General features: G+C 59.8%; 23 protein-coding genes and 1 pseudogene. 4 read left to right on the plus strand and 20 right to left on the minus strand.

Annotated features, from left to right (window positions below; genetic code table 11):
* Positions 1-350 precede the first annotated feature (350 nt).
* The 3 genes from FZ934_RS08370 to FZ934_RS08380 all read left to right on the plus strand — a co-directional run bounded on the left by FZ934_RS08370 (position 351) and on the right by FZ934_RS08380 (position 2,742).
* Complete coding sequence (locus FZ934_RS08370) at positions 351-1,124, plus strand: SOS response-associated peptidase (RefSeq protein ID WP_153270693.1); 774 nt, start codon at positions 351-353, stop codon at positions 1,122-1,124.
* 72 nt (positions 1,125-1,196) lie between these two features.
* On the plus strand, positions 1,197-2,240 hold the full coding sequence (gene ligD / locus FZ934_RS08375) for a non-homologous end-joining DNA ligase (protein ID WP_153270694.1): 1,044 nt from the start codon (positions 1,197-1,199) through the stop codon (positions 2,238-2,240).
* Positions 2,241-2,463: 223 nt separating this feature from the next.
* On the plus strand, positions 2,464-2,742 hold the full coding sequence (locus tag FZ934_RS08380) for a hypothetical protein (protein ID WP_153270695.1): 279 nt from the start codon (positions 2,464-2,466) through the stop codon (positions 2,740-2,742).
* A gap of 202 nt (positions 2,743-2,944) precedes the next feature.
* On the opposite strand, the gene FZ934_RS08385 is transcribed toward FZ934_RS08380, so the two are convergent.
* Complete coding sequence (locus FZ934_RS08385) at positions 2,945-3,934, minus strand: zinc-dependent alcohol dehydrogenase family protein (RefSeq protein ID WP_153270696.1); 990 nt, start codon at positions 3,932-3,934, stop codon at positions 2,945-2,947.
* A 139-nt stretch (positions 3,935-4,073) separates the two neighbouring features.
* On the opposite strand from FZ934_RS08385, the gene FZ934_RS08390 reads away from it, so the two are divergent.
* Complete coding sequence (locus FZ934_RS08390; RefSeq protein WP_194273777.1) at positions 4,074-4,466, plus strand: winged helix-turn-helix transcriptional regulator; 393 nt, start codon at positions 4,074-4,076, stop codon at positions 4,464-4,466.
* A gap of 205 nt (positions 4,467-4,671) precedes the next feature.
* Here FZ934_RS08390 and FZ934_RS08395 read toward each other — a convergent pair whose 3' ends face one another.
* The 19 genes and pseudogenes from FZ934_RS08395 to FZ934_RS08480 form a co-directional block, all read right to left on the minus strand.
* Positions 4,672-5,472, minus strand: a complete 801-nt coding sequence (locus FZ934_RS08395; protein WP_194273778.1) for a transporter substrate-binding domain-containing protein — start codon at positions 5,470-5,472, stop codon at positions 4,672-4,674.
* Between the two features lie 59 nt (positions 5,473-5,531).
* Positions 5,532-6,263 (minus strand): amino acid ABC transporter ATP-binding protein, encoded by a 732-nt coding sequence (locus FZ934_RS08400; RefSeq protein ID WP_153270698.1) that lies wholly within the window; start codon positions 6,261-6,263, stop codon positions 5,532-5,534.
* Positions 6,232-6,897, minus strand: coding sequence for an amino acid ABC transporter permease (locus FZ934_RS08405; RefSeq protein WP_153270699.1), 666 nt, complete (start codon positions 6,895-6,897; stop codon positions 6,232-6,234). The genes FZ934_RS08400 and FZ934_RS08405 overlap by 32 nt, the downstream gene beginning before the upstream one ends.
* A gap of 1 nt (position 6,898) precedes the next feature.
* Positions 6,899-7,594: an amino acid ABC transporter permease gene (locus FZ934_RS08410; RefSeq protein WP_153270700.1), complete on the minus strand. Its 696-nt coding sequence runs from the start codon at positions 7,592-7,594 to the stop codon at positions 6,899-6,901.
* Position 7,595: 1 nt separating this feature from the next.
* Positions 7,596-8,399: a sugar phosphate isomerase/epimerase family protein gene (locus FZ934_RS08415; protein ID WP_153270701.1), complete on the minus strand. Its 804-nt coding sequence runs from the start codon at positions 8,397-8,399 to the stop codon at positions 7,596-7,598.
* Positions 8,400-8,457: 58 nt separating this feature from the next.
* Positions 8,458-8,889: a GlcG/HbpS family heme-binding protein gene (locus tag FZ934_RS08420; RefSeq protein ID WP_153270702.1), complete on the minus strand. Its 432-nt coding sequence runs from the start codon at positions 8,887-8,889 to the stop codon at positions 8,458-8,460.
* Between the two features lie 40 nt (positions 8,890-8,929).
* Complete coding sequence (locus tag FZ934_RS08425) at positions 8,930-9,892, minus strand: NAD(P)-dependent oxidoreductase (RefSeq protein WP_153270703.1); 963 nt, start codon at positions 9,890-9,892, stop codon at positions 8,930-8,932.
* Positions 9,841-11,559 (minus strand): IlvD/Edd family dehydratase, encoded by a 1,719-nt coding sequence (locus FZ934_RS08430; protein WP_153270704.1) that lies wholly within the window; start codon positions 11,557-11,559, stop codon positions 9,841-9,843. The genes FZ934_RS08425 and FZ934_RS08430 overlap by 52 nt, the downstream gene beginning before the upstream one ends.
* A 15-nt stretch (positions 11,560-11,574) precedes the next feature.
* Positions 11,575-13,064 (minus strand): annotated as a pseudogene (locus tag FZ934_RS28655) (NAD-dependent succinate-semialdehyde dehydrogenase).
* A 55-nt stretch (positions 13,065-13,119) separates the two neighbouring features.
* The gene (locus FZ934_RS08440; protein WP_246737857.1) at positions 13,120-15,087 is read right to left on the minus strand and encodes a thiamine pyrophosphate-binding protein; all 1,968 of its coding nucleotides are present in this window, start codon (positions 15,085-15,087) and stop codon (positions 13,120-13,122) included.
* On the minus strand, positions 15,080-15,901 hold the full coding sequence (locus tag FZ934_RS08445; protein WP_153270705.1) for an IclR family transcriptional regulator: 822 nt from the start codon (positions 15,899-15,901) through the stop codon (positions 15,080-15,082). Before FZ934_RS08445 ends, FZ934_RS08440 begins: the two co-directional genes overlap by 8 nt.
* Before the next feature lie 360 nt (positions 15,902-16,261).
* Positions 16,262-16,672, minus strand: a complete 411-nt coding sequence (locus FZ934_RS08450) for a tautomerase family protein (protein ID WP_153270706.1) — start codon at positions 16,670-16,672, stop codon at positions 16,262-16,264.
* Between the two features lie 22 nt (positions 16,673-16,694).
* Complete coding sequence (gene iolB / locus FZ934_RS08455) at positions 16,695-17,501, minus strand: 5-deoxy-glucuronate isomerase (RefSeq protein WP_153270707.1); 807 nt, start codon at positions 17,499-17,501, stop codon at positions 16,695-16,697.
* A 9-nt stretch (positions 17,502-17,510) separates the two neighbouring features.
* On the minus strand, positions 17,511-19,352 hold the full coding sequence (gene iolD, locus FZ934_RS08460; protein WP_153270708.1) for a 3D-(3,5/4)-trihydroxycyclohexane-1,2-dione acylhydrolase (decyclizing): 1,842 nt from the start codon (positions 19,350-19,352) through the stop codon (positions 17,511-17,513).
* 1 nt (position 19,353) lies between these two features.
* Positions 19,354-21,261 carry a bifunctional 5-dehydro-2-deoxygluconokinase/5-dehydro-2-deoxyphosphogluconate aldolase gene (locus tag FZ934_RS08465; protein ID WP_153270709.1) on the minus strand — a complete coding sequence of 636 codons (1,908 nt, stop codon included), beginning with the start codon at positions 21,259-21,261 and terminating at the stop codon, positions 19,354-19,356.
* Between the two features lie 4 nt (positions 21,262-21,265).
* Positions 21,266-22,237, minus strand: coding sequence for a DMT family transporter (locus FZ934_RS08470; RefSeq protein WP_153270710.1), 972 nt, complete (start codon positions 22,235-22,237; stop codon positions 21,266-21,268).
* Positions 22,227-23,057 (minus strand): Gfo/Idh/MocA family protein, encoded by an 831-nt coding sequence (locus FZ934_RS08475; protein WP_203437220.1) that lies wholly within the window; start codon positions 23,055-23,057, stop codon positions 22,227-22,229. Before FZ934_RS08475 ends, FZ934_RS08470 begins: the two co-directional genes overlap by 11 nt.
* Complete coding sequence (locus FZ934_RS28660; RefSeq protein ID WP_203437219.1) at positions 23,054-23,254, minus strand: Gfo/Idh/MocA family oxidoreductase; 201 nt, start codon at positions 23,252-23,254, stop codon at positions 23,054-23,056. Before FZ934_RS28660 ends, FZ934_RS08475 begins: the two co-directional genes overlap by 4 nt.
* 78 nt (positions 23,255-23,332) lie before the next feature.
* The gene (locus FZ934_RS08480) at positions 23,333-24,379 is read right to left on the minus strand and encodes a lactonase family protein (RefSeq protein WP_194273780.1); all 1,047 of its coding nucleotides are present in this window, start codon (positions 24,377-24,379) and stop codon (positions 23,333-23,335) included.
* Between the last annotated feature and the right edge of the window lie 123 nt (positions 24,380-24,502).

Below are 24,502 nucleotides of genomic sequence, written 5' to 3' on the forward strand. Positions count from 1 at the left end.
AATGCCTCCAACAATCACATTAGAAATTCATCAAATTACTATCGCTGCAACTCTGGTAGCATCATTGCAAAACATGCGAGCGACACTTGAACCCCGAGAATTCCTTCCCGAACGACAGAACATATTCGCCGCTGTTGATATATGGCCGCGGCGGCTTCTGCGATCTACTTCGTTTTGCAGGCCGCGAAATTATCAAAGCTACGAGGGGCGGGCAAGAAACCTTAAGAGGAGGCAGCGCCGCACAATGCAATGCGGTCTGTCGATAAGCCGAGACCATCCCCTAGTCCATGTTGATAGCCTCCAACTGGTCCGCTACCTTGCCTCACCCGGATGAGGGCAAGGGAGCTGGCATGTGCAACCTCTACCGCATGGATGATCGCGACTGGGCCAACAAATGGGCGCAGGATGCCGAAAGCCTGATCAATCTGATGCCGGCCTACCAGATCAATCCCGACCAGTGGGCACCGGTCATCCGAAACGCCGCCGATGGCAAGCGGCAGCTCGCGAACTGCCGCTGGGGCATGCCCTCCCCAATCTACGTGCAGAGGAAGGCAGCGGAAACCCGCGCTGAAAAGCTGAGGAAGAAGGGCCTTCCGGTGGACATGGACCAACTGCTCCGGATGGAGCCTGACGGTGGCGTAACGAACATCCGGAACCTGGCCCTGCCTCACTGGAAGCGATGGTTCGGCGCCGAGCACCGATGTCTCGTCCCCGTGACCACCTTCGCCGAACCCGACCCGGCCAGCAAGGAGGACGGTGGCAAGACCCCGAACGCCTGGTTCTCGGCCGCTCCCGACAAACCGCTCATGTTCTTCGCGGGCCTGTGGGTGCCTGGGTGGAAGAGCGTCCGCAAGGTGAAGGACGGCCTGACCACCGACGATCTATACGCGATCCTGACGACCGAACCGAACGATGTCGTCCGACCGATCCATGAAAAGGCAATGCCGGTCCTCTTGCAGTCTCGTGAGGAGACTGAAATCTGGATGAACGCTCCCTGGGATGAAGCCAAGCACCTTGCCAGGCCGCTTCCGAACGATCGCATCATGATCTCGTCGCGAGAACCCTACGGCTCCACCATAATCAGCAAGACTGGCGAGCGCCTCGACGCGCCGATGGTGCTCTGACCAATCTAAGCCTCGGGTCTACAACCGAAAGACGGAGTGGATTCAACCGATCTTCTCTGGCGTAATGAAGGAATGGCAAAGTCTCCGCGTTCTCAGCCGCTAGTCGCACCCGAGGAACCGCTTCGCAGCAGGCCTCGGAAACCGCGCGACCCGTCGCAGCCGCGCCTTCCCCTCGATCCAATGCCGTCGCGCGTCGAGCCCTGCCTAGCCCTCAGCAAGGCGAAGCCGCCTCGGGGCGACGAATGGACCTTCGAGGTCAAGTGGGACGGCTACCGTATCTGTGTCCACCTCGAAAATGGCCGGGTGCGAATCCTGACGCGTGGCGGCCACGACTGGACACATCGGTTTCCCGCGATTGAGGACAGCGTCAAGCGGCTCGGCGTCGGAACCGCAGTCATCGATGGCGAGGCGGTCGTGCTCGATGAACTCGGGCGGCCGGATTTCGGTAGGCTGCAGCAATCGCTTGGCGGTCGGCTAGGAAAGAAGTCGTCGGACGTCGCGATGATGATGGCGTTCGACCTTCTCTATTTCGATGGTCACGACATTCGCAGCCTGGAACTGTCGGCGCGGCGGCACTTTCTCGAATCCTTGCTGCGCGACGAAGACGGTGCTGTTCGACTGTCGGAGGAAATCGACGGCGACGGCACCGAAATCGTCCACGCCGCCCGGGAGCATGGTCTCGAAGGAATTGTCGCCAAGAACAAGGACAGCACCTACACCTCCGGACGCACCTGCGACTGGATTAAAGTGAAGACCACGATGAGCGATAGTTTCATCATCGTCGGCTACGAGGCGTCCGGCGTTGCGCGCGCCGGAATCGGCAGTCTTGTCCTTGCCGCCCGTAGGGGGAACGACTTCGTCTACGTCGGCTCGGTCGGAACAGGCTTCAATGAGCAGAACGCCGAACAGCTCCGCAAAATGCTCGATCGCCTGAAAAGGAAGCGGCCAGCGGTCGGCTACACGGGTCGGGGAAAGTACCTCGTCTGGGTACAGCCAACCCTGATCGCTGAAATCGAATACCGTGCCTGGACACACGACCGGAAGCTCCGGGCGGCCTCCTACAAAGGTTTGCGAGAGGTTCAGGACAATGCGAAAATCTATGAGATCGAAAGCTAGGACGGGTCTGCTATGTCGGACAAGGAGATATCAAAGCTCATCGAGTCCTTGAGGGTTGCGCGCGACGTTGCCGACAACGAACCGGGTGCGGAACTGCTATGCTTTCTCATTGAGCAGGCGATGGACGAGGCCGTCGCCGAAGCAAAGCGTCGCTGTCAGCCTGTGCCAGTGGAGCCACTGCCAGGAATTCAATAACAGTGCCCTTCACTCTTGAGGCAACGACATGACAAATGAGAGTCAAACAAATCTGAGCTGGTACGAGATCGGCAAGCAGCAAGGCATTCGTGCTGGAAAGCTCGGTGGAGAGGTGCAGCGTCACGCGCGCGATTTCGCAGACGAAGACGAGAACGCCGCTTGGATCGATGGTGTTCTTGAAGGTGTCATGTCCGTAGGGGCAAGGATTGCAGCGGTGACCAGCGTGCAGGACTATTTGCCCGGGTCAAAAGGGTGGCCTAATCCAGGTGATCATGGTGGAGCGACAATAAGCTTCGGGCCGAGATGATTTGTCTGGTTTGCGCCAGAACCGGTGTGGTCACGCCTCGTGACACGTGACCGCTTTGGGGCCGATGGTCGGCCGTCGGCTGCTAGGACATCCAACACGGAAAGCGGACACCAGAATTCTTACCGCAAAGGTCTGGGATCTGCCTTACGCGAACATCGTATCCGACCCGTGCTGATGGTCCCGGCACGGGCCGAACGCTCGTTCATAGCGTCACGACGATCTTGCCGATCTGTTCGTTGCTTTCAAGGAAGCGGGTAGCCTCTTGGATCTGCTCGAACGCGAATGTGCGGGCGATGAGAGGATCGAGCGCCCCCGATCGCAGCCCGTCATTAATGAAGGCCTTCGCGCGATCAAGGATCGCATTGTCCGAGACGATCTCCGTGTAGAGATAGCCTTTCAATGTCAGGCTCTTGCCGAGAACGGCAAATTGCGGGAAAGGACCTTCGTCTGCACTGAGAGCGCCGTATTCCAGCAGTATGCCTCCCACTGACATGCAGTCGGCAAGCTGGGCGATCGCCGGTCCGCCGATGGGATCGAATACGACGCGCGCTCCCTTGCCTTCGGTGATCTCCATGACACGCGCGGGCAAATCCTCTTCCGCTGTCGCGATGACGTGATGGGCACCAGCGTCGCGGAGCGCTTCGGCCTTGGCGCTCGTTCGCGTAGTGGCGATCACCGTGGCCCCGACACTACGGGCGATCTGGAATGCGGCGATGCCGACGCTGCTCGACGCCGCGGATACGACGACAAAGTCCTTCGTAGACAGTCTTGCCTGTTCGATCAATGCACCCCAGGCCGTCACATACTGCATCCAGGATGCAGCGGCCTGTTCGAACGACAGGTTTTCCGGGTGCTTTACGACGTGTCGCGCCGGGATGTTGACGACCTCGCCGTAAGTGCCCCAACGTGCCATATCCAAGGTCGGAATGACACTGACGGCATCGCCCTCCGCGAATCCGCCAACGCCTGCCCCGAACGCCCGGACCGTTCCTGCGGCCTCATAGCCGAGGGTGGAAGGAAACACGGCTTCCTGAAGATAGGCATGTCGCCGGAACATGACCTCTGCCCGATTGAGGCCGATTGCCCGCACGGCAATCTGGATTTCATCCGCTGAGGGCTGCGAGACCTCCACGTCATCGATGCGCAGCACATCAGGCTCGCCGTATTCGTGGAAACGTATAACTCTGGTCATGCTCATTCTCCTTCACATGGTTTCAGCTGCGTCAGGCAGTTCGCAGCGGGTCGCATGCATTTGGCGAATGGTGGCCAGATTGAAAATACGGTAATAAAAAGCATATAGTGATCAAAAGTATACTGTAAGAGAGCCGAACATGAACAAGGATAGGAACTACGACGAGGTGCCGGGCTGCACGATGTATGCGGCCCTCAATCTCATCAGTGGCAAATGGAAGGGCATGATCCTCTATCACCTGCTCAAGGGAACACTGCGGTTCAACGCCCTGAAGCGCGAGCTTGGCGATTGTTCGCAGCGCCTGCTGATCAAGCAGCTCCGCGAGCTCGAAGAGGATGGCCTTGTCGAGCGAAAGGTTTTCGCGGTCATTCCGCCGAAGGTGGAATACTCGATCACCGAGGAAGGGCGCACACTTGCACCGATCCTGCTCGGTCTCCGCGACTGGGGGCATGGATGGCTGACGAGGCGCAATCTGGTCGCCCGCGACGACCATCTGACGGATCTGCGGTATGCGGTAGATCCGGCAGCATAGGCTGGCAGTATGACCGCTATAGGCGCGCAGGAGACATAACGCCGTGGAGCTAGTCCGCTTTCACGCGGCCGACCTCTACGACCGCATGGCGGGCGCAGGCAGAACCAGTTTGCCCTGCCGAGCCATCGTTCGCCAAGTCGATAGGTGCCCCGAAACGAACTGAGGAGAGCTTGCGCTCTCCCCATCGCGTTACCGGCGACTTCAATCAGCCCCCTATTTCGGATATTTTCGGAAGCTTCGGCAGCGGCTGCTTGAGCCATTTCTGATAGATATCGGGAAGCTTGCCGTTCTGCATGTTGGCAGCGACCCACTTGTTCAGATAGTCGAGAAGATCCTGATTCCCGAGCCGCAACCCGATCCCCAGGTAATACTTGTCGACTTGATACTTGATTTCGAAGCGGCCCGGAAAACGCTCCTCCAGTGTCAGGAAACGGTTGTCAGCAGTGCCAAGCGCGTCGATCTGTCCCGACGCGAGAGCCGCAATGGTGGTGGCGTCGTCGTCGTAGCGGACAATGTCGGCGCCCTTCGGCAACAGCTTCCCGAGCTGTACGTCCGGAGTTGTGCCGCGCGCCACGCCCGTCTTCTTTCCAACCAGGTCGTCGAGGCTGGAAATCTTGGCGCCTTTCTCGGCGAAGATGACTGAACGCGTGAAGGAATACGGATCCGAGAACGCGACGGTTTTGGCCCTTTCCGGCGTGTAGCTGAAAGTCGCGATAACGAGGTCGGCCTTCTTGGACAGCAACGCAGGGATTCGGCCCTGCCCATTCGTTGGGACAATCTGCAGCTCGACGCCCATGTCGGCAGCGAGGAGCTTCGCAGTCTCGATGTCGGAACCCTGCGGCTGCTGGTTGGCGTCGGTGAATGCATAGGGCGGAGAACCGAGGTCCATCGCCACCAGCACCTTCCCACGGGCTTTGATGTCCTCGACCGATTGTGCCTTCGCCGCGAGCGTCATGGCGGACATGACCGCCATTGAAAGCCCGAGTACCTTAAGCAACTTCATCATTCTAGTTCCTCCTCTTGAAATGCCGGACGCTCCGGCGGCTGCCATGACTATGGGTCCACCTAGATGACCCTGCTGGAGACGAATTGGCGGAGTTCCGGCGTCTGCGGGTTGGCGAACAGCTCGTCCGCCGCGCCCGCTTCATGGATTCGCCCGCCATGCATGAAGATGACTTTGTCGGCCACGTGTCTCGCGAAGTTCATTTCGTGGGTGACCATGAGCATTGTCATGCCCTGCTGCGCGAGTTCTTCCACGACCTTCAGAACCTCTTCCTTGAGTTCGGGATCGAGTGCAGACGTCACCTCGTCGAACAGCATCACCTTGGGCGACATCGCCAGCGACCGGGCGATGGCGACGCGTTGCTGCTGACCGCCCGACAATTGCTCGGGATAGGATCGGAGCTTTTCCGACAAGCCGACCTGGGCCAGCACACGTTCCGCGATCTCGCGGGCCTCGTGGTCCGGCATCGCCTTCACGACCTTGAGGGCAAGTGTGATGTTCTTCTCCACGGTGAGGTGGGGGAAGAGGTTGTAGTGTTGGAACACGATCCCGACATCCTGGCGAAGGGCGCGGAGATCCTTTTTCGCCTCGCTGAGCATGTGGCCGGCGATCTGAATTTCTCCGGACGAGAATGTTTCGAGCCCGTTGAGGCAACGAAGGATGGTGCTCTTTCCGGATCCCGAGCGACCGATGAGCACGACGACGTTTCCGCGATCGACGTCGAAGGAGACGTCGTGCAGCACTTTTACAGCACCGTAGCTCTTAGAAACTTTTGAAACTTGGACGATCGACATGGAGCCTCCGTTCGAAATAGCGACTGAGCACGGAAAGGGGGAAGCAGAGCGCGAAGTAGATCGCGGCTGCGGTCCCGAAGATCGTGATCGGGTCGATGAGGACGTTGTTGATGAACTGGGCGATACGGGTGACCTCGGTCAGGCCGATTATCGCTGCCAGCGAGGTGTTCTTCACGATCTGGACCGCGAACCCGACCGTGGGTGGCAGTGCGACGCGCATCGCCTGGGGCGCGATCACGTACCTAATCTGCTCGAAGCGAGTAAGGCCAAGCGATGCCGACCCTTCCCACTGCGGCTTCGGAATAGATTCCACGGCACCCCGCCAGATCTCTCCGAAGAACGCGCTCGCGTAAGCAGTCAGGGCGATGGCGGCCGCGACGATGGGCGGCAGATCGATCCCAAGCAGCGCAAGACCGAAGTAGGCGAGGAAGATCTGGATCAGCAGAGGGGTGCCCTGGAGCACGAGGATGTAAAGCTGCGCAATCCGCCTTACGATTGATATCCGCGAGATCCGCATCAGTGTGATGGCGACGCCGACAAGACCGCCTCCGATGAATGCCAGAAGCGAAAGAATGACGGTCCATTCTGCGGCCTGGATAAGCTGCCATACGTCAAGAAAGGAGAACTCTCTCATGTCAGGCCACCTGCTGCGTCGCCACCCCGATCACGCGACGACGCGGGAACAGGAGCAATGCCAAGTTCGAGAAGAGGAAACGCATCAACAGGGTCAGTACGAGATACATCCCGCCTGCGACGAGATAGACCTCGAAGCTTCTGAAGTTCTGCGACTGAACCGAATTCGCTGCGGAAGTCAGCTCACTGGCGCCGATTGCCGAGATGATGCTTGAGCCGAGCATGAGCAGAGTAAACTGGCTTGCAAGGGCAGGATACACTCGCTCGATCGCGGGCAGGATGACGATGTAGCGGTAGATCTCCCAACGGGTCATTCCGAGGGACTGTGCCGCTTCAATCTGACCGCGTGGCATCGCCTCGATACCCGCGCGGACAATCTCAGCCGCATAGGCGCCGAAGTTGAAGATCAACGCAATCATGGCCGCGGTATCTGCGGAAAGTCTCAGACCGAGGCTCGGAAGGCCGAAGTAGATAAGCAGGAGTTGGACCAGGATTGGCGTGTTGCGGATGAACTCGACGTAGGTTCCGGCAACTGCCCTTGCGAGCCCTCCTCCGCTGACACGTGCAATGGCACAGGCGATGCCGACCGCGAGCCCGATGGCCATGCTACCGATCGAGAAGACGATCGTTCGCGATGCCCCATCCAGTAGCATCATCCAGTCATCGTAGCTGAAGTCGAATTGAAGCGTGTAGTCCATATCAACCCGCCTCGGCTTGCTTCTCGGCCGCACGGATGAAGGCAAGGCTTTCGGCGAGAACCTGCTCGACGCCGCGCTTGTCGTCGGAGAAGTAGTGGCTCTCGTGCTCGACCGACACGTAGCCATTGAAGGACTTCTCCTTGAGCACCCGAAACATATCGACGAAGTCGATGTCTCCGGCACCGAGCTTGACGAATGCCCACTTGTCCGGAACGCCAATCGCATCCTTGATGTGAACATGGCAGGCGTGGTCGCCCAGAGTGCGGATCGCGCCCGGAATATCGTGTTCCATTATCTGGAGATGTGAGGGATCGAAATTGACCCGAAGGCCGGGCACGCGCTTCAACGCATCAATCGTTCCCGAGGTCGTGCCAATCCTCTGGCCGACGATTGGCTCAAGGCCCAGCGTCACGCCGTGCTTTTCAGCGGCCTCGACTGCAGCGCTCAGTGAAGCATACAGTGACTCCAGCTCCGCATCGTTTCCGGGTATCACGTGGACCGTCGAAACCCCGTAGTCCGGTGCCTGTTCAATGAGCTTCAGGGTCCAGTCGACGGCGGCAAGCCTGCGGGCCTCGTCCTTCAGACCGAAATCGGAATTGTGTGCGCTGATGGCCGCGAACGGTCCCAGCTTCGCCAGCTCTCCACGCTCGCTCGCGGAGGTTTCAGGACCGATATGGGCCTGGGCCCAAGGCAGCGTCTCCGCGTTTAGCTCGACTGCGTCGTAGCCGTGATCGCGGATGATCCGTACGGCATCGCTCGCCGAGTAGCCGACCATGAAGCCCGTGTGAAAGGATGTCCGGAACATGTCATTTCCTCCCTAATTTTTGAGGGGCGCGCGACCCGGCAAGGCCGCGCGCCTGCGATCAGGCATTTTCGAGGATGCCGAGTGCTGCCGATCCGATGTCTGTGTCTCCGGTCCAGTGACCACCGCTCACGCCGATCGCACCGACGACCGCCCCCTCATGCAGGATCGGCTGGCCGCCGCCGAACACGATCAGACGCTCGACACCGATCGCCGCGCCAGCGCGCAGAGGTGCGTCGTTCTCAAGGATCTCGAACCATTTGTGCGTCGCGATCCGTGTTGTTGCTGCGGTGAACGCCTTGTCGAGAGCGATCTTGACACTGGAAGGATTGGCCGCATCCATCCGGGCGAAGGCGACCAGATATCCACCATCGTCGACAACCGCGATCGATACGTTCTTTTCGAGTTCCTTGGCCCGCTCCAGGGCGCGCTCGATCATCTTGGCCGCGTACTCGCGGGAGATCTGCGCCTTGCGAACAACTACTTCAGACATTGCCCTGCCTTTCGAATACTGTTTCTTTTGTTCGTGGAGATCAGATTGGCCGCGCGAGGCGTTCCTTGGCGAGCTGTGCGAGAACCTGGCTGCCAACCGCGGTCGATGGCAGCAGGATCCCCATCTCGCGGCCCAGTGCCACGGCGTTGAAGAGATCCTTGTCGAAGAGCCGGAACAGATCCTCGCTTCCGTTCAGTCGATGCTCGCGAAGGAGCCGATCGTAGTTGCCCCATGTCTGGGCGACCCAGGAATCCGCCGTGGTGGCAGTCGCGAAGTCAGCGAGCTTCTTCTCGTCGAGCCCCATCGCGCCCGCGAGTTTCATGGACTCCATCGCAGCCACCCAGTTGCCGAAGGTCATCATCTGAATGGAAATCTTCGTTGCGGCGCCTGCGCCGAGTTCACCCATGTGCTCGGATCTGCGCGCCATTGGATCCAGGTAGACCTTCGCACGCTCGAACTCCTCGGCTGCGCCTCCGACCATGAACGCAAGGTCACCCTTACGGGCGCGAAGATCGCCACCACTGAGCTGGGCATCGACGAGTTGGATGCCACGCTTCTTCGCCTCAGCACCCATCTCCTTCACCGTTGCCGGAAGGATCGTCGAGTGCAGAACGATCATCGATCCCGGCTTCATGACATCAAGGAGCGCATCCTCGCCAAGCAGGAGGGAACGTGTCTGGGCGTCATTGACGACGGCAACCCCGATGAGATCGCAGGCGTCGGCCAGTTCCTTGTTCGACGAAGCGAACGAGGCGCCGGCATCCAGAACCTCCTTCGCGGCTTCACGGCGAAGGTCACGGACGACGACGTCGAAGCCGCCGCGCAGCAGCGAGAGTACCATCGGCGTGCCGATGTTGCCGATGCCGACGAAACCGGCCTTTTTTACTTGAGCAGTCATTTCAGAAATTTCCTCCTTGGTAGCTTGTCGAGCTTCGACCTGTCTAAAGGTCCTCAGCAGTGTTCGTGATCGTGTGGAAGCTGTTGCATGAAGTCGAAGTCGCATCCGGCGTCAGCCCCGGTGACGTGGTCCGCATAAAGCTTGTCGTAACCCCGGCGCCGGGGCTTAACGTCGTCAGGACGCTGGGCCATGCGCTGCGCAAGCTCATCGTCGCTTACGAGCAGTTCGATTGATTTGCCTTCGACCGAAAGACGGATTTGATCGCCAGAGCGAACTAGACCGAGCGGTCCGCCAGAGGCCGCGTCCGGAGTGACGTGAAGAACAATTGTCCCGAACGCCGTACCACTCATCCTGGCGTCGGAAATCCGGACGATGTCCTTGACACCCTGAGCCGCGAGCTTCTTCGGTATCGGCAGGTAGCCAGCCTCTGGCATTCCGGAGTCGCTGTGCGGGCCAGCGTTCTGCAGGACAAGGAAGTCGTCCGCAGTTACGTCAAGGTCCGGATCATCGATGCGGGCAGCGAGGTCCTGGAGCGACGTGAATACGACCGCGCGGCCCGTCTTCTCAAACAACGTCCTGTCTGCCGCAGAGCGCTTGAGGATTGCACCCTGTGGGGCGAGATTGCCGAACAGCGCAACCAGGCCTCCTTTTTCTTCCAATGGCTTATCGAGTGGAGCTATCACGTCTCGCCCAACCCAGCCTTCCGTGGCGTCAAGCCGCTCGCGCAGCGTCTCTCCGGTGATTGTAAGGCAGTCCAGGTGAAGCAGCGGACGCAGTTCGCGAAGTACGGCGCCCATCCCCCCGGCGGCATGGAAATCTTCCATGTAGTTGGATCCGCTCGGCTTCAGATTGACCAGGACTGGGGTGGTTTCCGAAAGCTCGTTCAGCCTCTTCAGCGACACGGGAACACCAGCCCGGCCCGCAATCGCGGTCAGATGGATGATGGCGTTCGTCGAGCCACCAAGGGCGAGCAACACCCGGATTGCGTTCTCCAGGGACTCGTTGGTTATGATCTTGTCGGGCGTCCGGTCCGAGCCGATTAGGGAAACCGCAAGACGACCTGTCTCTTCGGCGGCACGGAGGCGATCCGCGTGAACCGCAGGAATGGCGGCGGTGCCGGGCAGCAGCATGCCGAGCGCCTCAGTGATGCACGCCATCGTCGATGCCGTGCCCATAACCGCGCAGGTGCCGGAGGTCGTGGCGAGATTGTTCTCGACTTCGTCAATCTGTTGTCTGCCGATATCGCCGGCCCGGAACCGACCCCAGAAACGTCGGCAGTCCGTGCAAGCTCCCAAGCGCTCGCCCTGATACCTCCCCGTCATCATCGGGCCGCCGACGAGCTGCACCGCCGGAAGGTTGGCGGACAACGCGCCCATGAGCTGGGCAGGCACGGTCTTGTCGCATCCGCCCATCAGAACAACTGAATCCATGGGCTGGGCCCTGATCATCTCTTCAGTGTCCATGGCCATGAGATTGCGGAAGCGAAGGCTGGTCGGAAACAGAAACCCTTCGCCGAGGGAGACCGTCGGAAACTCCAGAGGAAGCGCTCCGGCAGCAAGGACCCCACGCTTCACGGCTTCCAGCAGTTCCGGAAAGTGGCGATGACAGTTGTTGAACCCGCTCGGTGTATACGCGATGCCGACCACGGGCTTGTCCAGCAGGGTGCGGGAGATACCCATCGACTGCGCGAATGAGCGCCGGAGATACAGCGAGAAGTCACGGTCGCCGTAGTTTGTAAGGCCGTTTCGCAGGCCGCGTGTCTCGTCAGTCATTTCAATCACTTCCCGTCAGCCATGCTTCGTCTTGATGTATTTCGCCTCGAGGTAGTCGCGGATACCAAGCATCCCTCCCTCGCGGCCCATGCCACTCTCCTTCACGCCTCCGAAAGGCGCCTCCGCCGTGGCCAGCAGCATGTCGTTGACCCCCACCATTCCGGTTTCCAGGTCTTCGGCGGCTCGCGTCGACAGTGCGAGGTCCTTCGAGAAGACGTAGCCCGCCAGGCCGAACGGCAGACCGTTTGCCCTCTTGATCACCTCGTCGTAGTCGGTGAAGCTCGTAAGCGGCGCGATTGGAGCGAAAGGCTCATCCGTCATGATCTTGGCAGTGTCCGGCACGTCGCCGAGAACTGTGGGTTCAAAGAAGAACCCTCGATTGAATGCCTGAGGCGGGTTTCCGCCTGCGAGCAGCTTTGCGCCGCGTTCGAGTGCGTCTCGCACCAGTTCCTTCGCGCCGTCTTGCCCGCGGCGGCTCGCCATTGGTCCCATCGTCACGGCGGCGTCGCGACCGTGTCCCAAAGACAGCGAGCGTGCAACGTCAGCAAAAGTTTTCGAGAACGGCTCATAGATCGACTGGTGAACGTAGAACCTACTAGGCGAGATGCAGACTTGGCCTGCATTGCGGAATTTCGCGGCGGCGCACAGTCTCGCAGCCTCGCGGGATCGGCATCCGGAAACACTATGACGGGTGCGTGCCCGCCAAGTTCCATCGACACCTTCTTCATCCCCTGGGCGGCAAGATGCATCAAGTGCTTTCCTACGGGCACGGACCCCGTCAGCGAGATCTTCCGGACGATCGGCGAACCAATCAGATGCTTCGAGATCGCGGCGGAGTCGCCAGTCACAAGATTCACCACGCCGGCCGGGACTCCGGCATCCTCGCAGGCCTTGACGATCGCCATCGAACAGCCGGGGGCCTCACTCGCGGGCTTCAGGATTATTGAGCAGCCTGCCGCGAGAGCCGCAGCAACCTTTCGCGCTGGCAGCAGCGCCGGAAAATTCCAGGCCGAGAACGCTGCTACAACACCGACAGGCTGGAAGATCACATTCAGCCGCACACCCTGCTGGCGGCCGTCGAGGCTGTGGCCGTAGACCCTCTTCGCCTCTTCCGCATACCATTCGAACTGATCGGCGGTCGCATTCCACTCGCCGATCGCTTCCGCTCGGGGCTTGGCCGTCTCCTCGACCATGATTGTCGCGACGGCGTCGATGCGCTCGCGAATGAGGTCGGAGACCTTGCGCAGACATTTCGACCGTTCCCAAGCGGGCGTTCGGCGCCAGATTTCGAACCCTCTCTCCGCTGCAGCCAGCGCGGCATCAAGATCCTCAGCAGTCGCGTCCGGAATATGTCCGACGGTCTCTTCCGATGCAGGATCGAACACGGACCGCCCAGCCCCTTCCGGTGAGCCGGACCAGCGTCCATCGATGAATAGTCCCAAGTCTCGATACAGGTTCATTTCCGATATCCACATCCGGGCAAAGCTTCGCCGTCGGCCGGGCATCCACCGCCAGGCCTGGAAAACTCACCTTGTTGAATTCTCGTGAAGCAGCAGACCTTTAGAGGCTTTGCTTCATCCATTTCTCCTGAACGTCGCCAACCCAACTGCCGACGTTCCAACTTCCCCACGCCCCAAGTCCGGAAAGCGCGTTATCGCCACTGAAGACCGGTACGTGGACGACTGATAGGCCAGGATGGGCGTGCGCCCGATCCAATGCGTCGAGCAATGTTTCGGCGGTAGTTCCGCCATGTACAGCCAGCACGCCCTTCACCGATCCGGCCATGGCGACGTAGTCGACCTCGACGGAGTCGTTGGTCTTGAAATCGATGCCGTACTGAGCGTGCTGCAAGCTGCTGATCGCAGCCATCCTTCGGTTGTCAAAGATGACCAGCATCCCTTTCACACCATGTTCCACGGCATCGATCAGAACCTGGGGATTCATCATGAAGGAGCCGTCACCGCTGAATGCGATCGAGTAACGGGGAGTCTCCGCGATCCCCGATGCCAACAGGGCGCTGGCGGCAAATCCCATGAACGATGCGCCAGTTTCGGTGTAGGTATCGCCGCTGGTGTCGTCCTCGACGATCTGGAACCCGTTGGCCTGGACGTCGCCCGCGTCGAAGAACTTCGCGGCGTCGATATGCTTTGCGAAATCGCAGACCATCTTGATCGCAGCCGGCTGCGTTAGAACATCGACTTTCCAGACCCTGTCGACCATATCCCGTGCGGCATAGCGCTGCGAACGATAGTCCAGCCATTCGCCCTTTTTGCGCGCGCAGGCCTGCAGCCATTCAGCTTTTGCTTCGTTGCCTTCGCTGAGAGCCTCCAGCGCGTCAACCAAGCGATCGACCACCGCCCGGATATCTCCCGTGAGTGGAACCGTCCGATTGTAGTGAAGTGCGTTCGCCACGTCGCCGTTGACATTGATAACCTGCTGAACACGCGGATATCCGATCCCCGAGCAATCCGCCTGGCAGACAGAACGCGACCCGACCGATATCAGCAGGTCGGCTTCTGACATGGCAAAGTTGCCACTGATGGAGCCCTTGGATCCGCCGACATGCATATTGCGAGGATCGTCATCTCGGAGAACTCCGGTAGAACCGGGCGACAGAACGACAACGGCCCCGGCCGCCTGGGCCAGTCTGCGGATGGCATCGTCGGTTCCACGCGCCCCGCCGCCCGCCTTGATGACAACCTTGCTGGCCTGCGAGATCAGCTTGGCAGCCTCTGCGTAGGGCGATGCCTGCGACGGAGCGACAATCGGCAACTCGGGCTTTTCCGGCATCGCGGAGATGTTGAATCTGGCAACCATCGGCTGAACGTTGATTGGCGCGAGAAGGTAGAACGGTCCTGCCCGATATGGGTGGTGGACACAGACGGACCCACGGCGGAGCGCCTCCCTCAGCGCCTGTGGAGTGTGAAGGACATAGGAGCGCCCCATCAACGCAGTGATGTTGCCGAATATGCCCTGCTCGTCCTTCGGAACCTGCTGCATATTATAGCCCTCGCCGAAGGTCGTTTCGTCGCCGTAGATATGGTAGACGCCGAGACCGTTCGATGCCGCGGCAAGGGATCCGGCCATCGCCTGCAATGCGCCGGGACCGATCGACGTGACAACGGCAGCGATCTCGCCGTACTGCCAGCGAAGCGCCGTCGCCGCATGCGCCATGGCAACCTCGTTGCGGAAGTTGTACGTGCGTGTCACGCCTTCTTCCTCATAGACCCGCAGCACTTCGGCGAGATCCGTCGATCCATGACCGAAGATGGCCAAATACTTGCGGACACCCTGCCGCAGAAGACCTAGCACCATCGCTTCCGAAAGTGTCAGATCGAGAATCTCTGGAAGCATGCCGCTGACGAGCGCCTGGTTGATCCCGCCACACTTGGCGATGGTCCGTGCTCTTGCCCGAACGTCGGGGTAGAAGTCTTGCTGCTGCTGGCTCAATTCGTGACCCCGTGATTGAGATTGAAATGCCTTGCCCATTATGGACGGGTGCAACGTCGATCCGTGCTGATCAGTCATTATGCGCTCCGTTGAATAGCGAAAGCGCCTGTGCGGCGGCCATGACCTCGTCTCGAATTAATCCTAGATGCTCCTCATCGGCACGCATGATGGGGGTCGAGGCGCTGAGCGACGCTACCGCCTTGCCGCCGGAAACAATCGCAGCCCCGATGCAGACGACGTGCGGCTGAAACTCTTCATGGTCGATCGAGAAGCCGACCTTTCTGACGTTCTCGAGATCCGCGAACAACGCCTGCGCATCGACAATGGTTTTCGGGGTGAACGAACGCATTCCCTTTGCCGCCAAGACACGGTTGACCTCTGTCTCCGACATCCAGGCGAGTAGCGCCTTCCCGGTCGCGGTCGCGTGCGCTGCGGCCGACTTGCCGATCATCCCGGAATCAACCCGGACGGCGTGACGCGCATCACGCTTGACGAGCGTAACCAGATCGTCTCCCTGCATCATCGCGAGGTGAACCGTCTCACCTGTGACTTCGTTGATCCGATCGATCCACGGCTCAGCCCGACGAAGAAGGTCATCCTCGCTGTTGAAGCTGCTGGCGATCACCTTTACCTGCGGACCGAGCGCATAAGCTCCCCGACCCTCAGCGCGAACCACATAGTTCCGCTTGCTGAGCGTGTTTATCAGGTGATGGCAAGTAGAAACATTAAGTCCCGATGTAGAGCTTATGTTGTTCAGAGTTTCTACGCCGCCAGCGGCAGCAATAATGTCGAGTATCATCAGCGCCCTGTCGACAGACTGGACAATTGTTCCTGCGGAATCGTCGGATGTACTCCGAGACTTCGCCTCTCCCAAAACCGAATTCGTTTGCACGATTTTTCCTCACCAATTTGAGGCGAGGTTACACGCCAAATTCGCATGGTCAAGGCATTTTTCACAATATAAAATCGATTTCATATCGTGAAATTTAAACCGTTTTACGCGGCTTTCATTGCTCGCATTGCGGACTTTAATGACAGGAAACTAACCCAGTAGTTGTTTGCTCGATTCCGGGGTCGTGAAGGTTTCTGAACTTCCCCGACTACTGTCGATCCAGCGAGACGGCGTGATCCAGTCGCGTGACGCCTCTTCATCCTTCTTCCTCGCAGAGGCAAATATGTCCCTGCGCGCGAGTAGCGAGCCAAGATGCTACTCAATCAATCAGGGACGCGGTGTTCCCGTCGTGGCGGCGGTCTACTGACCGTGCCGATGCGATGCGAGCTCGCCCGTGACGAACTGCGCGCGGCCGAGACCGAAGGACCAGTCTTCGTCCGTGTTCTCGACCATCGAGATCATGACATCCGACGACCCGATGCCGCACCGCTCGGAAAGCTCACGACACAGGCCCTCATAGAAATCGATTTTCTCGGCCCGTGAACGCGGACGGGTGACAACCTCAATCATCACGAATTTGTCCGTTCTCGGAATGTCGAGACCGGTATCAAGAGCGCGCATGTGCGTTCGTTCGTGTTCAGTCAGAATCTGGTACAGATCCCTCTCCGGAACCTTGAACGCCCGCACCATCGCGTCGTGAATGGCCTCGAGAAGTTCTTCGATTTCCGTATTGGTCCGCCCTTTGAGGACATGGATTTTCATCAGGGGCATTTCGTCTCTCCCAGCTTGCGTGTCATGCGTCCCGCTTCATGATCCACTCCACTTCCGGAGCAGCTACGAAGCGCCATTTTCTCAGTGGCCCCGCCATCACGTTCAGGTAGTACATTTCGAACCCATACGGGGCTCCGCAGGGATGGTGCCCGCGAGGAACGAGCACAACATCGCCATCGGCGACGGCCATGGTCTCGTCGAGCTGACCATCGTCGGTATAGACGCGCTGTATCCCAAATCCTTCCGCAGGATTCAGCCGGTGATAGTAGGTTTCCTCCAGATAGGTGATCCGTGGAAAGTCATCCTCGTCATGGCGGTGCGAGGGATAACTCGACCAATGGCCTGCGGGAGTGAACACCTCGGTTACGAGCAGCGAGTCGCAGTAGTCCTCGTTCTCCATGGCGATGTTGTTCACATACCGCGTATTGGTGCCCTTACCCCGCTCTGCAAGCGAGATCCCGTCCGGACCAATGCGGCGGGCGGGATGCCCGCGCCTTCCCGGGGCCGAGCAGACAGCAATGACGCAGTCGGTCGCGGCAACAGCTTCCCAGGAGCTGGCGTTGGGGACATAAAGGCAATGCGGCGGTGTCTTCTCGAAGACGCTCATGCGTTCGCCGAGCACGCCCCAGTTCTTCTCCGCAGCAACGAACGATGCCTTCCCTTCCACCATGACCAGGATGACCTCGCGATCCCCGGTTTCCTCCGAAATCCGTTCGCCCTCGCGGATGCGGTAGAGCGAGAACCCCACAAAGCGCCAACCAGCGGACTGCGGCGTGATCTCGTGCACCTTCCCATGGCTTCCGAATGCCTTCCTTTGAAGATGTGACATGTCAGATCCTCAGTTCACAAGTTTCTGGAAATCGCGATTTCGGACATACTCCGTCCTCGCGGCATTGAGCTTCTCGGAGGTCCCAACCTCGGGAACGGCAACGTCCCACCAGAAGCCACCGCCACCCTCGCCAGGCCCTGGCACGGCGTCTGTGTCGATGACGATAACCGACGGTCGATCGCGGCCTCTGGCGGTGATGATCTGCGATTCGAGATCGGATATGCTCTTCGCCTTCACCGCGTGGACGCCCATCGCAGACGCATGAGCGACGAAGTCGATCTCTGGCTGCTCCTCGACGTTGCAGTCCTTGTACATGTTGTTGAACTCTTCGCCCCCGCAGGCGATCTGCAGACGGTTGATGCAGCCGTAGCCGCGGTTGTCGGTCAGCACGACGGTAAATGGGATCCGCCGCATGGCCGCCGTCGCTAGCTCCGAATTCATCATCATGTAGCTGCCATCGCCGACAAAGCACACGACCTCGCGATCCGGCAGTGCGAGCTTGATCCCCATTGCGCCAGCCAGTTCGTAGCCCATGCAGGAATATCCGTATTCCATGTGGTATCCGCCCTGCGCTGGCTGCCAGAGTAGCTTCAACGCGCCCGGCATCGTTCCGGCCGCACACATCGCGATCGTGCGCTCAGTCGAGACGCGCTGTACGGCGCCGATCACCTGGGCATCGGTTGGCAGCACGTTTCCGCCATCCACTTCCGGAGCGGCACAATGGGCGTCCACACGCGCCAGCCAGTCGGTGCGTGACTTAGGATCGAATGATCCCGACCGATACTCGCCCAACGCCTCGGAAATCCGCTCCAGAGACGATTTGGCATCCCCGACGAGGCTGGCCGCGCCATGCTTGTGGGCGTCGTAGGGTTGGATGTTGATGGATACGAGCGATCTCGACGGATTGCGGAAGAGAGCCCACGAACCCGTCGTGAAATCCTGGAATCTCGTACCGACACCCAATACCAGATCGGCGGCCTCGCAGACCTGGTTGGCTGCAGCGGATCCGTCCACGCCCGCCGCCCCATAGTTCATCGCATGTGCCTGAGGCAAAGCCGACTTTCCAGCCTGCGTTTCCACGACCGGAATTCCGTGCTTGGTGGCAAACTGGGCGAGTGCTTCCTCGGCCTCCGAATAGATCACGCCACCGCCGCAGATCAGCACAGGCTTCTGCGCCTTTCTGATCATCTCGACGACGTGGGCGACTTCTCGCTGGTCCGGCTCGGGACGCCGGATGTACCACGTCGTCGGCTCAAAGAACGATTCCGGATAGTCGTATGCCTCTGCCTGAACGTCCTGGCAGAACGCGAGTGTCACAGGTCCGCAAGATGCCGGGTCGGTCAGGGTTCGCATGGCGCGTGGCAGCGCGGTGAGAAGTTGTTCGGGCCGCACGATCCTGTCGAAATACTTGCTGACTGGACGGAAGCAATCGTTCACGGACATGCTTCCGTCCTCGAAGTCCTCGATCTGCTGCAGAACCGGATCCGGCCGGCGGTTCGCGAACACGTCACCAGGAATGAGAAGGACTGGAAGGCGGTTCACATGCGCGAGCGCAGCGGCCGTCACCATGTTCGTGGCGCCGGGACCGATCGACGACGTGATCGCGTGGGCACGCCGTCTCTTCTTTGCCTTGGCGTAGGCGATCGCGGTGTGGGCCATCCCCTGCTCATTCTGGCCGCGCCATGTCGGAAGCGCGTCACCGATGCCGTGGAGCGCTTCGCCGAGACCAGCCACATTGCCGTGCCCGAAGATCGCCCAGACGCCCTCGATGAATCTCTCTCCCTCTTCCGTCATCTGAACGGACAGCCAGCGCACCATTGCCTGAGCGGCGGTCAAACGAATTGTCGACATCTCACTTCTCCTTTGCGGTCCAGCGTGCTTCGTCCCAGATGCGGCACAGGCTCTCGAAGCGGCCAGCCATTTCGGAGATCGCGCGACTGTCGTCGAGCTCTCCCTTCATCCATCTGCGTGCGACATCGCCGAAAATTGTCCGTCCTACTGCAAAGCCTTTCACCAGATCAAAGGCTGCGGCGACCCTGAATGATGCTGCGAGCTCGGCTTCCGGAGCGTCGAGGCCGAGCACTACGATGCCTCTCGTATTCGGGTCGTTTTCCTCGATTGCGGCGATGGCCTTCCGCCATGCCGTAGCGTTCGTCATCGGCTCAAGCTTCCACCAGTCCGGATAGACGCCGATATCGTAGAACTGCCTGATAAGGGTGGCGTTCGTATCGTCGTCGACGGCGCCAACCTTCGAAGGGATGATCTCGAGCAGGAACTCAAGTCCGTTCCGGCGCGAGGCCTGGAAGAGCCGCTTCACCGTCTCCTCCTGCTTGGCGCGGACTTCCTGGCTGTCGGAGGGATGGCAGAAGCAGAGAACCTTGACCACGTTCTCGCGCGCCCATTCTTCCAGACCGCCACAGTCCAGTCCGAGTTCCGGTTCCAGTGTCAGCGGACGCGAAGCCGGCCATTCGCACGGCCGCCCGATCCAGAGGCCTGAACCTGAGGCCGCATGCAAGGCGTCGCGCCCTATGCGGTTGTCACAAAGGATTCCGTATCCCGGCCGACCACCTTGGACCTGGAGAGCGGCTTGCAGGCAAAGCTCTTTGAAAGCGCCGCCCTTCGCGAGCGTGAATCCATCCATCTGCTCTAGTTGCACGCGATGATCGAACGCAAATACGCGCATCGTCGACCAGTCCATGCTACGGTTCGTCGCCCAGTGGATCTGCTCCAGTTCCTGATCGTTTCGGAGGTCCGGTCGCTTGATGCCTCGCTTCAGGAAGAAGTGCAGCTCATCGAGGCTTGGATAGGCAGGCGTGCATCCGTGGCGGCTCACTGCGAAGGCACCGCATGCGTTCGCATACTCGAGAGCCTTGGGCCATGACTCGCTGTCGAGCCATCCCTTGAGGAGACCGGAAAAGAAGCCGTCTCCGGCGCCGAGGACATTGAACACCTCGATCGGGAATCCCGGCCCCTTCTGTGCGTCGTCAAGATTGTTCGGGACCCAGTCTTCAATAGCTACCGCACCCTTGGCGCCGCGCTTGCATACCAATACCGCGTCAGAAGAATTCCGCACGGCTCTCAGCGCCTCAATGGTATTTGTCGATCCGCCAGCGATGTGGAACTCTTCCTCGGTGCCGACGATCAGGTCGAAGAGATGGAGGGTCGACTGCAGTTTCGCCGTGACAGCAGCGCTCTCAACAAATCGGCTCTCGCCATCGCCGTGCCCCGCAACGCCCCAGAGATTGGGACGATAGTCAATGTCGAGCGCGGTCTTGGCACCGTGCTTGCGCGCAAGATTGATGGCCTTCATCACCGCGGCCTCGGTGCGTGGATTCGATAGGTGCGTCCCAGTGACGACAAGGGCTCGTGCCTTGCCGATAAAGTCCTCATCGATATCGGATTCCGACAGAGCCATGTCAGCGCAGTTCTCACGGTAGAAAATCAGCGGGAAATGGTCCTCGTCGCGAATCCCGAGAATGACCAGCGCAGTCAGGCGGTCAGGGTCAGTCACCACGCCATCGGTCGCCACGCCCTCACGTGCGAGCTGCTCGCGAATGAACCGCCCCATGTGTTCGTCGCCGACGCGGGTGATGACCGCGCTCTTCAGCCCAAGGCGCGCGGCACCGCACGCTATGTTCGTCGGGCTCCCGCCGATATACTTGTTGAACGACCCCATGTCCTCGAGTCGCCCTCCGATTTGGGCGCCATAGAGGTCGACGCTCGAGCGCCCGATTGTGATCACGTCCAGCGGCTTTTTCATCCGGTCAGTCCTTCGTATTAATGTGCTTGGGATGCATTTTCGACGTGGCCGAGGTCGCCGCGGCGACATCGGCAGATCTTGAGACTTCTCGCGCAATCGCGAAAAAGATGACCGCGCATCCGACTGCCTGAGCAACTGAGATCGATGCTCCGAACAAGGCAACAGTCAGCGTCATCGCCCAGATCGGCTCGAAGGCCATCAGGGTTGCTGCCCGGCCCGGAGGAAGGGATTGCTGACCGCGGAATTGCAGCACGAAACGTGCGCAGGTCGAGAGTACCACGCTTGCCAGGAACCACCCCGAAGCAGCAAGGGATGGCGGCATGGATGGTGGTGTCTCGACAAGCCAGGATGCCCCGAGAATGATGGCGCCGGAGATGATGAGTTGCGTCGCGGTCAAGCCGGCGATGCCCATCTGTGCCTTGGTGTTCTTCACGAGAGCGATGTTCAAGGCCCACAGCAGGGCGGACCCGAGGAAAATAAAGTGACTTGCGTCGAAAGCAGATGAGCGATCGAGGAAGAGGAATGACAGCCCCACCAGGGCAAGTGCCGCCGATGCCAGAAAGCCCGGTGGCAATCGCCATCTGAACATTACGGCGCCGACGAGAGGGACAATCAGGTTGCCGGTTGCCGTGATAAATGCGGCAACACCGATGTGCGCGGTATGGGCAAGTGCGACGATCCAGCCAGTCATCGAAAGCGCCAACGCTACTGCCGCGAGCGCGAGATAGCCCAGTTCCCGGAGTTTCCATCCTCCGCTTGGCATCCGCGCGAAGGCGCCGATCAGGACGCCAGCGAGGAGAAACCGACTACCGATGAAGAACAGGGGTGGCAGTTCTTTCAGGGCGTTCGTCGAGAAGATCCAGCCGCTTCCCGCAAGAAGCGCGGCAGCGATGACCTGCAGATCGGCCAAGCCCGGACGCCACTGGAGGACCGACGCAACCCCGCCTTCACCCGAGATGCGAATTCTATCCGACATCGATCGTACGGCCTTCTATTGCGCTCGCGCGCGCGGCGTCGAGAACAGCAAGAACGGAAATCGCTTCCTCTGCCGTAACAGGGGGCTGCCCTCGGGTTGCGACGGCCTCAGCAAATTGCTCATAGTAGGCGTGATAGCGCCCCTGCGCCGACGGAACACGCTCTTCGCCATCGCTGGTTCGCAGGACGCCCCATAGTTCGGGCCGCTCGTATCCCCAGGCCGTGAGGTCTTCGAGTGGACGCTTCCCGGCAAATATCGCCTGAGCCTGAACGTCAGTGCCCGACGAAACGAAGCTGCCAGCAGCGCCATAGGCACGGAATTCCTTCACCGCCAGTCGGTTGAGCTTGCTTGCAGATATGTGGGCGGATGCGCCCGATTTGTGTTTGAGCGAAACTACAAAGCCCGCGTCAGTCGTGCCTTCGGGCCGTTCCACTTGATCCCAATTGGCAGTGACAGAACGTACCGGACCGAGCAGCCAAATCATCTGGTCAACGAGGTGACTGCCGAGATCTCGAAGAAGGCCCCCAGTCGGCCCCGCTTCGAGGGTCGCCGGGTCATCGAGGTCCATGCGCGAATGGAGACGCCATAGCTTTCCGAGCTTCCCCGACTGGAGAACCCCTTTCAACGTGAGCACATCCGCGTCGAAGCGGCGGTTGTGAAACACGCCTAGCACCACCCCTTTCTTCTTAGCTGCCTCGTCCAGTTCGCGGCCCGCCTGCGCACTCGGAGCGAACGGCTTGTCAGCAACCACATGTAAGCCAGCCGCCACCGCCTCGAGCACAAGCTCACGCCGGGTCTGCGGCGGCGTCGTGATCGTCACCGCATCGATCCCCCCGCAGCAATCATCGCCTCGAGGCTTGGATAGATGGCAACCCCAGGAAGGTCTGCCTGCACCCGCGCGACAGTCTCCGGTGCTCTCGCAACGACTCCGGCCAAATCTACGCCTCGCGCCGCTGCGATAAACGGCGCATGGAAATGCCGACCGCCCGTTCCATATCCCACAAGCCCTATACGCATATTGCCCTCCTCAAAGGTCTCGCGCCCGCATTGTTGCTGGTGCGCAGCGGCCAATTTTGCTCGTCTGACCTGACGATTTCAGGCTGGGGTCAATCCCGCCCAGGTTGGAAAGACGACCGACATCGGCGAGCCGAACTCGATATTCTTCCTGTGCACCAGAACACCGCTCTCAGGTTCGATGGTGAATGCCGCGATGTTGTCGCTGTATTGATTGGAGACGAGCAGTAGCCGATCGTCCGGCGTTATTGCGAGGTTGCGCGGGCAGCGGCCATGCGCGTGTATATGCCCTGAAAGTACAGGCTCTCCATTCGGCCCAATGCGGAATTGCGCGATCGTGTCGTCGCCGCGGTTGGCTGCGTAAAGATAGCGGCCATCCGACGTAATCTGCAGATCGGAGCTGTCGTTTCGTCCCTTTGCTCCATCTTCACGAGCACTGAGCGTGCCACGAAGCGAGAGCTCTCCGTCCGGCTTGACATCGAACCAGTCGATGGTCCCCGAAACCTCGTTGATCAGATAGATGTGCGGGGCACGTGGATGACGGATGAAGTGCCGTGGCCCGGAACCCGCAGGCACAGCGCATCGGCTGATCGAAGTCTCGTCAAGCAACCCCGTCGTCTCGTCGAAGGGAATTGTTAGCATGCTGTCGGTCCCAAGATCGGCTACGATCACATGCCTGTTGTCCGGAGTCGTAAAAATGCAGTGTGGATGACTGCGATCCTGACGCCCTTCGACCGGGCCACTCCCCGAGAATTTGAGTGCTGAGACAGGCGCACCCAATGACCCATCCTCCCTGATCGCAAAACTGACGACTCCCATGCCCGGCTGCACTGGTCGATTTCCGATCATAAAGTTGGTGACGAGGAGGTATCCTCCGCTCCCATCGACGCTGCAGTGCGCGGTACAACTGCCAAGGGCGGCTTGCTTGTTCCGGTAGGTCAGTTTCAGATCCCGTGGATCGACTTGAATGCTCGAAATCACGCCTTCGTGCCAGTCGTGCACTTCGCTTGTTGCGAAGACGAACGGAAGTGTCGGGTGAGCGCGCAAGAAGGACGGGTTGTCAATATGATTTTCCTCATCGGCAATCTCAAGCGACAGGTTCTCGGTGTCGAACCATCCGGACGCCAACCCTGGACCCGCACACGAAGCCTCAGCGAACAGCGGAAGCTTTCGATTGAGAGTCCCGATAAGGATTGGAAATCTGGTGCGCATTTTATTCTCGGCTGATTTGTCCGCATATTGTCTGCGGCT

This window comes from Rhizobium grahamii (assembly GCF_009498215.1).
Lineage (GTDB): Bacteria > Pseudomonadota > Alphaproteobacteria > Rhizobiales > Rhizobiaceae > Rhizobium > Rhizobium grahamii_A.

What these genes read in the sequence shown, in the direction of transcription:
- FZ934_RS08370 (WP_153270693.1), top strand. Translation starts at nt 351, where the DNA reads ATGTGCAACCTCTACCGCATGGATGATCGCGACTGGGCCAACAAATGG.
- ligD (WP_153270694.1), top strand. Translation starts at nt 1,197, where the DNA reads ATGGCAAAGTCTCCGCGTTCTCAGCCGCTAGTCGCACCCGAGGAACCG.
- FZ934_RS08380 (WP_153270695.1), top strand. Translation starts at nt 2,464, where the DNA reads ATGACAAATGAGAGTCAAACAAATCTGAGCTGGTACGAGATCGGCAAG.
- FZ934_RS08385 (WP_153270696.1), bottom strand. Translation starts at nt 3,934, where the DNA reads ATGACCAGAGTTATACGTTTCCACGAATACGGCGAGCCTGATGTGCTG.
- FZ934_RS08390 (WP_194273777.1), top strand. Translation starts at nt 4,074, where the DNA reads ATGAACAAGGATAGGAACTACGACGAGGTGCCGGGCTGCACGATGTAT.
- FZ934_RS08395 (WP_194273778.1), bottom strand. Translation starts at nt 5,472, where the DNA reads ATGATGAAGTTGCTTAAGGTACTCGGGCTTTCAATGGCGGTCATGTCC.
- FZ934_RS08400 (WP_153270698.1), bottom strand. Translation starts at nt 6,263, where the DNA reads ATGTCGATCGTCCAAGTTTCAAAAGTTTCTAAGAGCTACGGTGCTGTA.
- FZ934_RS08405 (WP_153270699.1), bottom strand. Translation starts at nt 6,897, where the DNA reads ATGAGAGAGTTCTCCTTTCTTGACGTATGGCAGCTTATCCAGGCCGCA.
- FZ934_RS08410 (WP_153270700.1), bottom strand. Translation starts at nt 7,594, where the DNA reads ATGGACTACACGCTTCAATTCGACTTCAGCTACGATGACTGGATGATG.
- FZ934_RS08415 (WP_153270701.1), bottom strand. Translation starts at nt 8,399, where the DNA reads ATGTTCCGGACATCCTTTCACACGGGCTTCATGGTCGGCTACTCGGCG.
- FZ934_RS08420 (WP_153270702.1), bottom strand. Translation starts at nt 8,889, where the DNA reads ATGTCTGAAGTAGTTGTTCGCAAGGCGCAGATCTCCCGCGAGTACGCG.
- FZ934_RS08425 (WP_153270703.1), bottom strand. Translation starts at nt 9,892, where the DNA reads ATGCGACTTCGACTTCATGCAACAGCTTCCACACGATCACGAACACTG.
- FZ934_RS08430 (WP_153270704.1), bottom strand. Translation starts at nt 11,559, where the DNA reads ATGACTGACGAGACACGCGGCCTGCGAAACGGCCTTACAAACTACGGC.
- FZ934_RS08440 (WP_246737857.1), bottom strand. Translation starts at nt 15,087, where the DNA reads ATGACTGATCAGCACGGATCGACGTTGCACCCGTCCATAATGGGCAAG.
- FZ934_RS08450 (WP_153270706.1), bottom strand. Translation starts at nt 16,672, where the DNA reads ATGCCCCTGATGAAAATCCATGTCCTCAAAGGGCGGACCAATACGGAA.
- iolB (WP_153270707.1), bottom strand. Translation starts at nt 17,501, where the DNA reads ATGTCACATCTTCAAAGGAAGGCATTCGGAAGCCATGGGAAGGTGCAC.
- iolD (WP_153270708.1), bottom strand. Translation starts at nt 19,352, where the DNA reads ATGTCGACAATTCGTTTGACCGCCGCTCAGGCAATGGTGCGCTGGCTG.
- FZ934_RS08465 (WP_153270709.1), bottom strand. Translation starts at nt 21,261, where the DNA reads ATGAAAAAGCCGCTGGACGTGATCACAATCGGGCGCTCGAGCGTCGAC.
- FZ934_RS08470 (WP_153270710.1), bottom strand. Translation starts at nt 22,237, where the DNA reads ATGTCGGATAGAATTCGCATCTCGGGTGAAGGCGGGGTTGCGTCGGTC.
- FZ934_RS28660 (WP_203437219.1), bottom strand. Translation starts at nt 23,254, where the DNA reads ATGCGTATAGGGCTTGTGGGATATGGAACGGGCGGTCGGCATTTCCAT.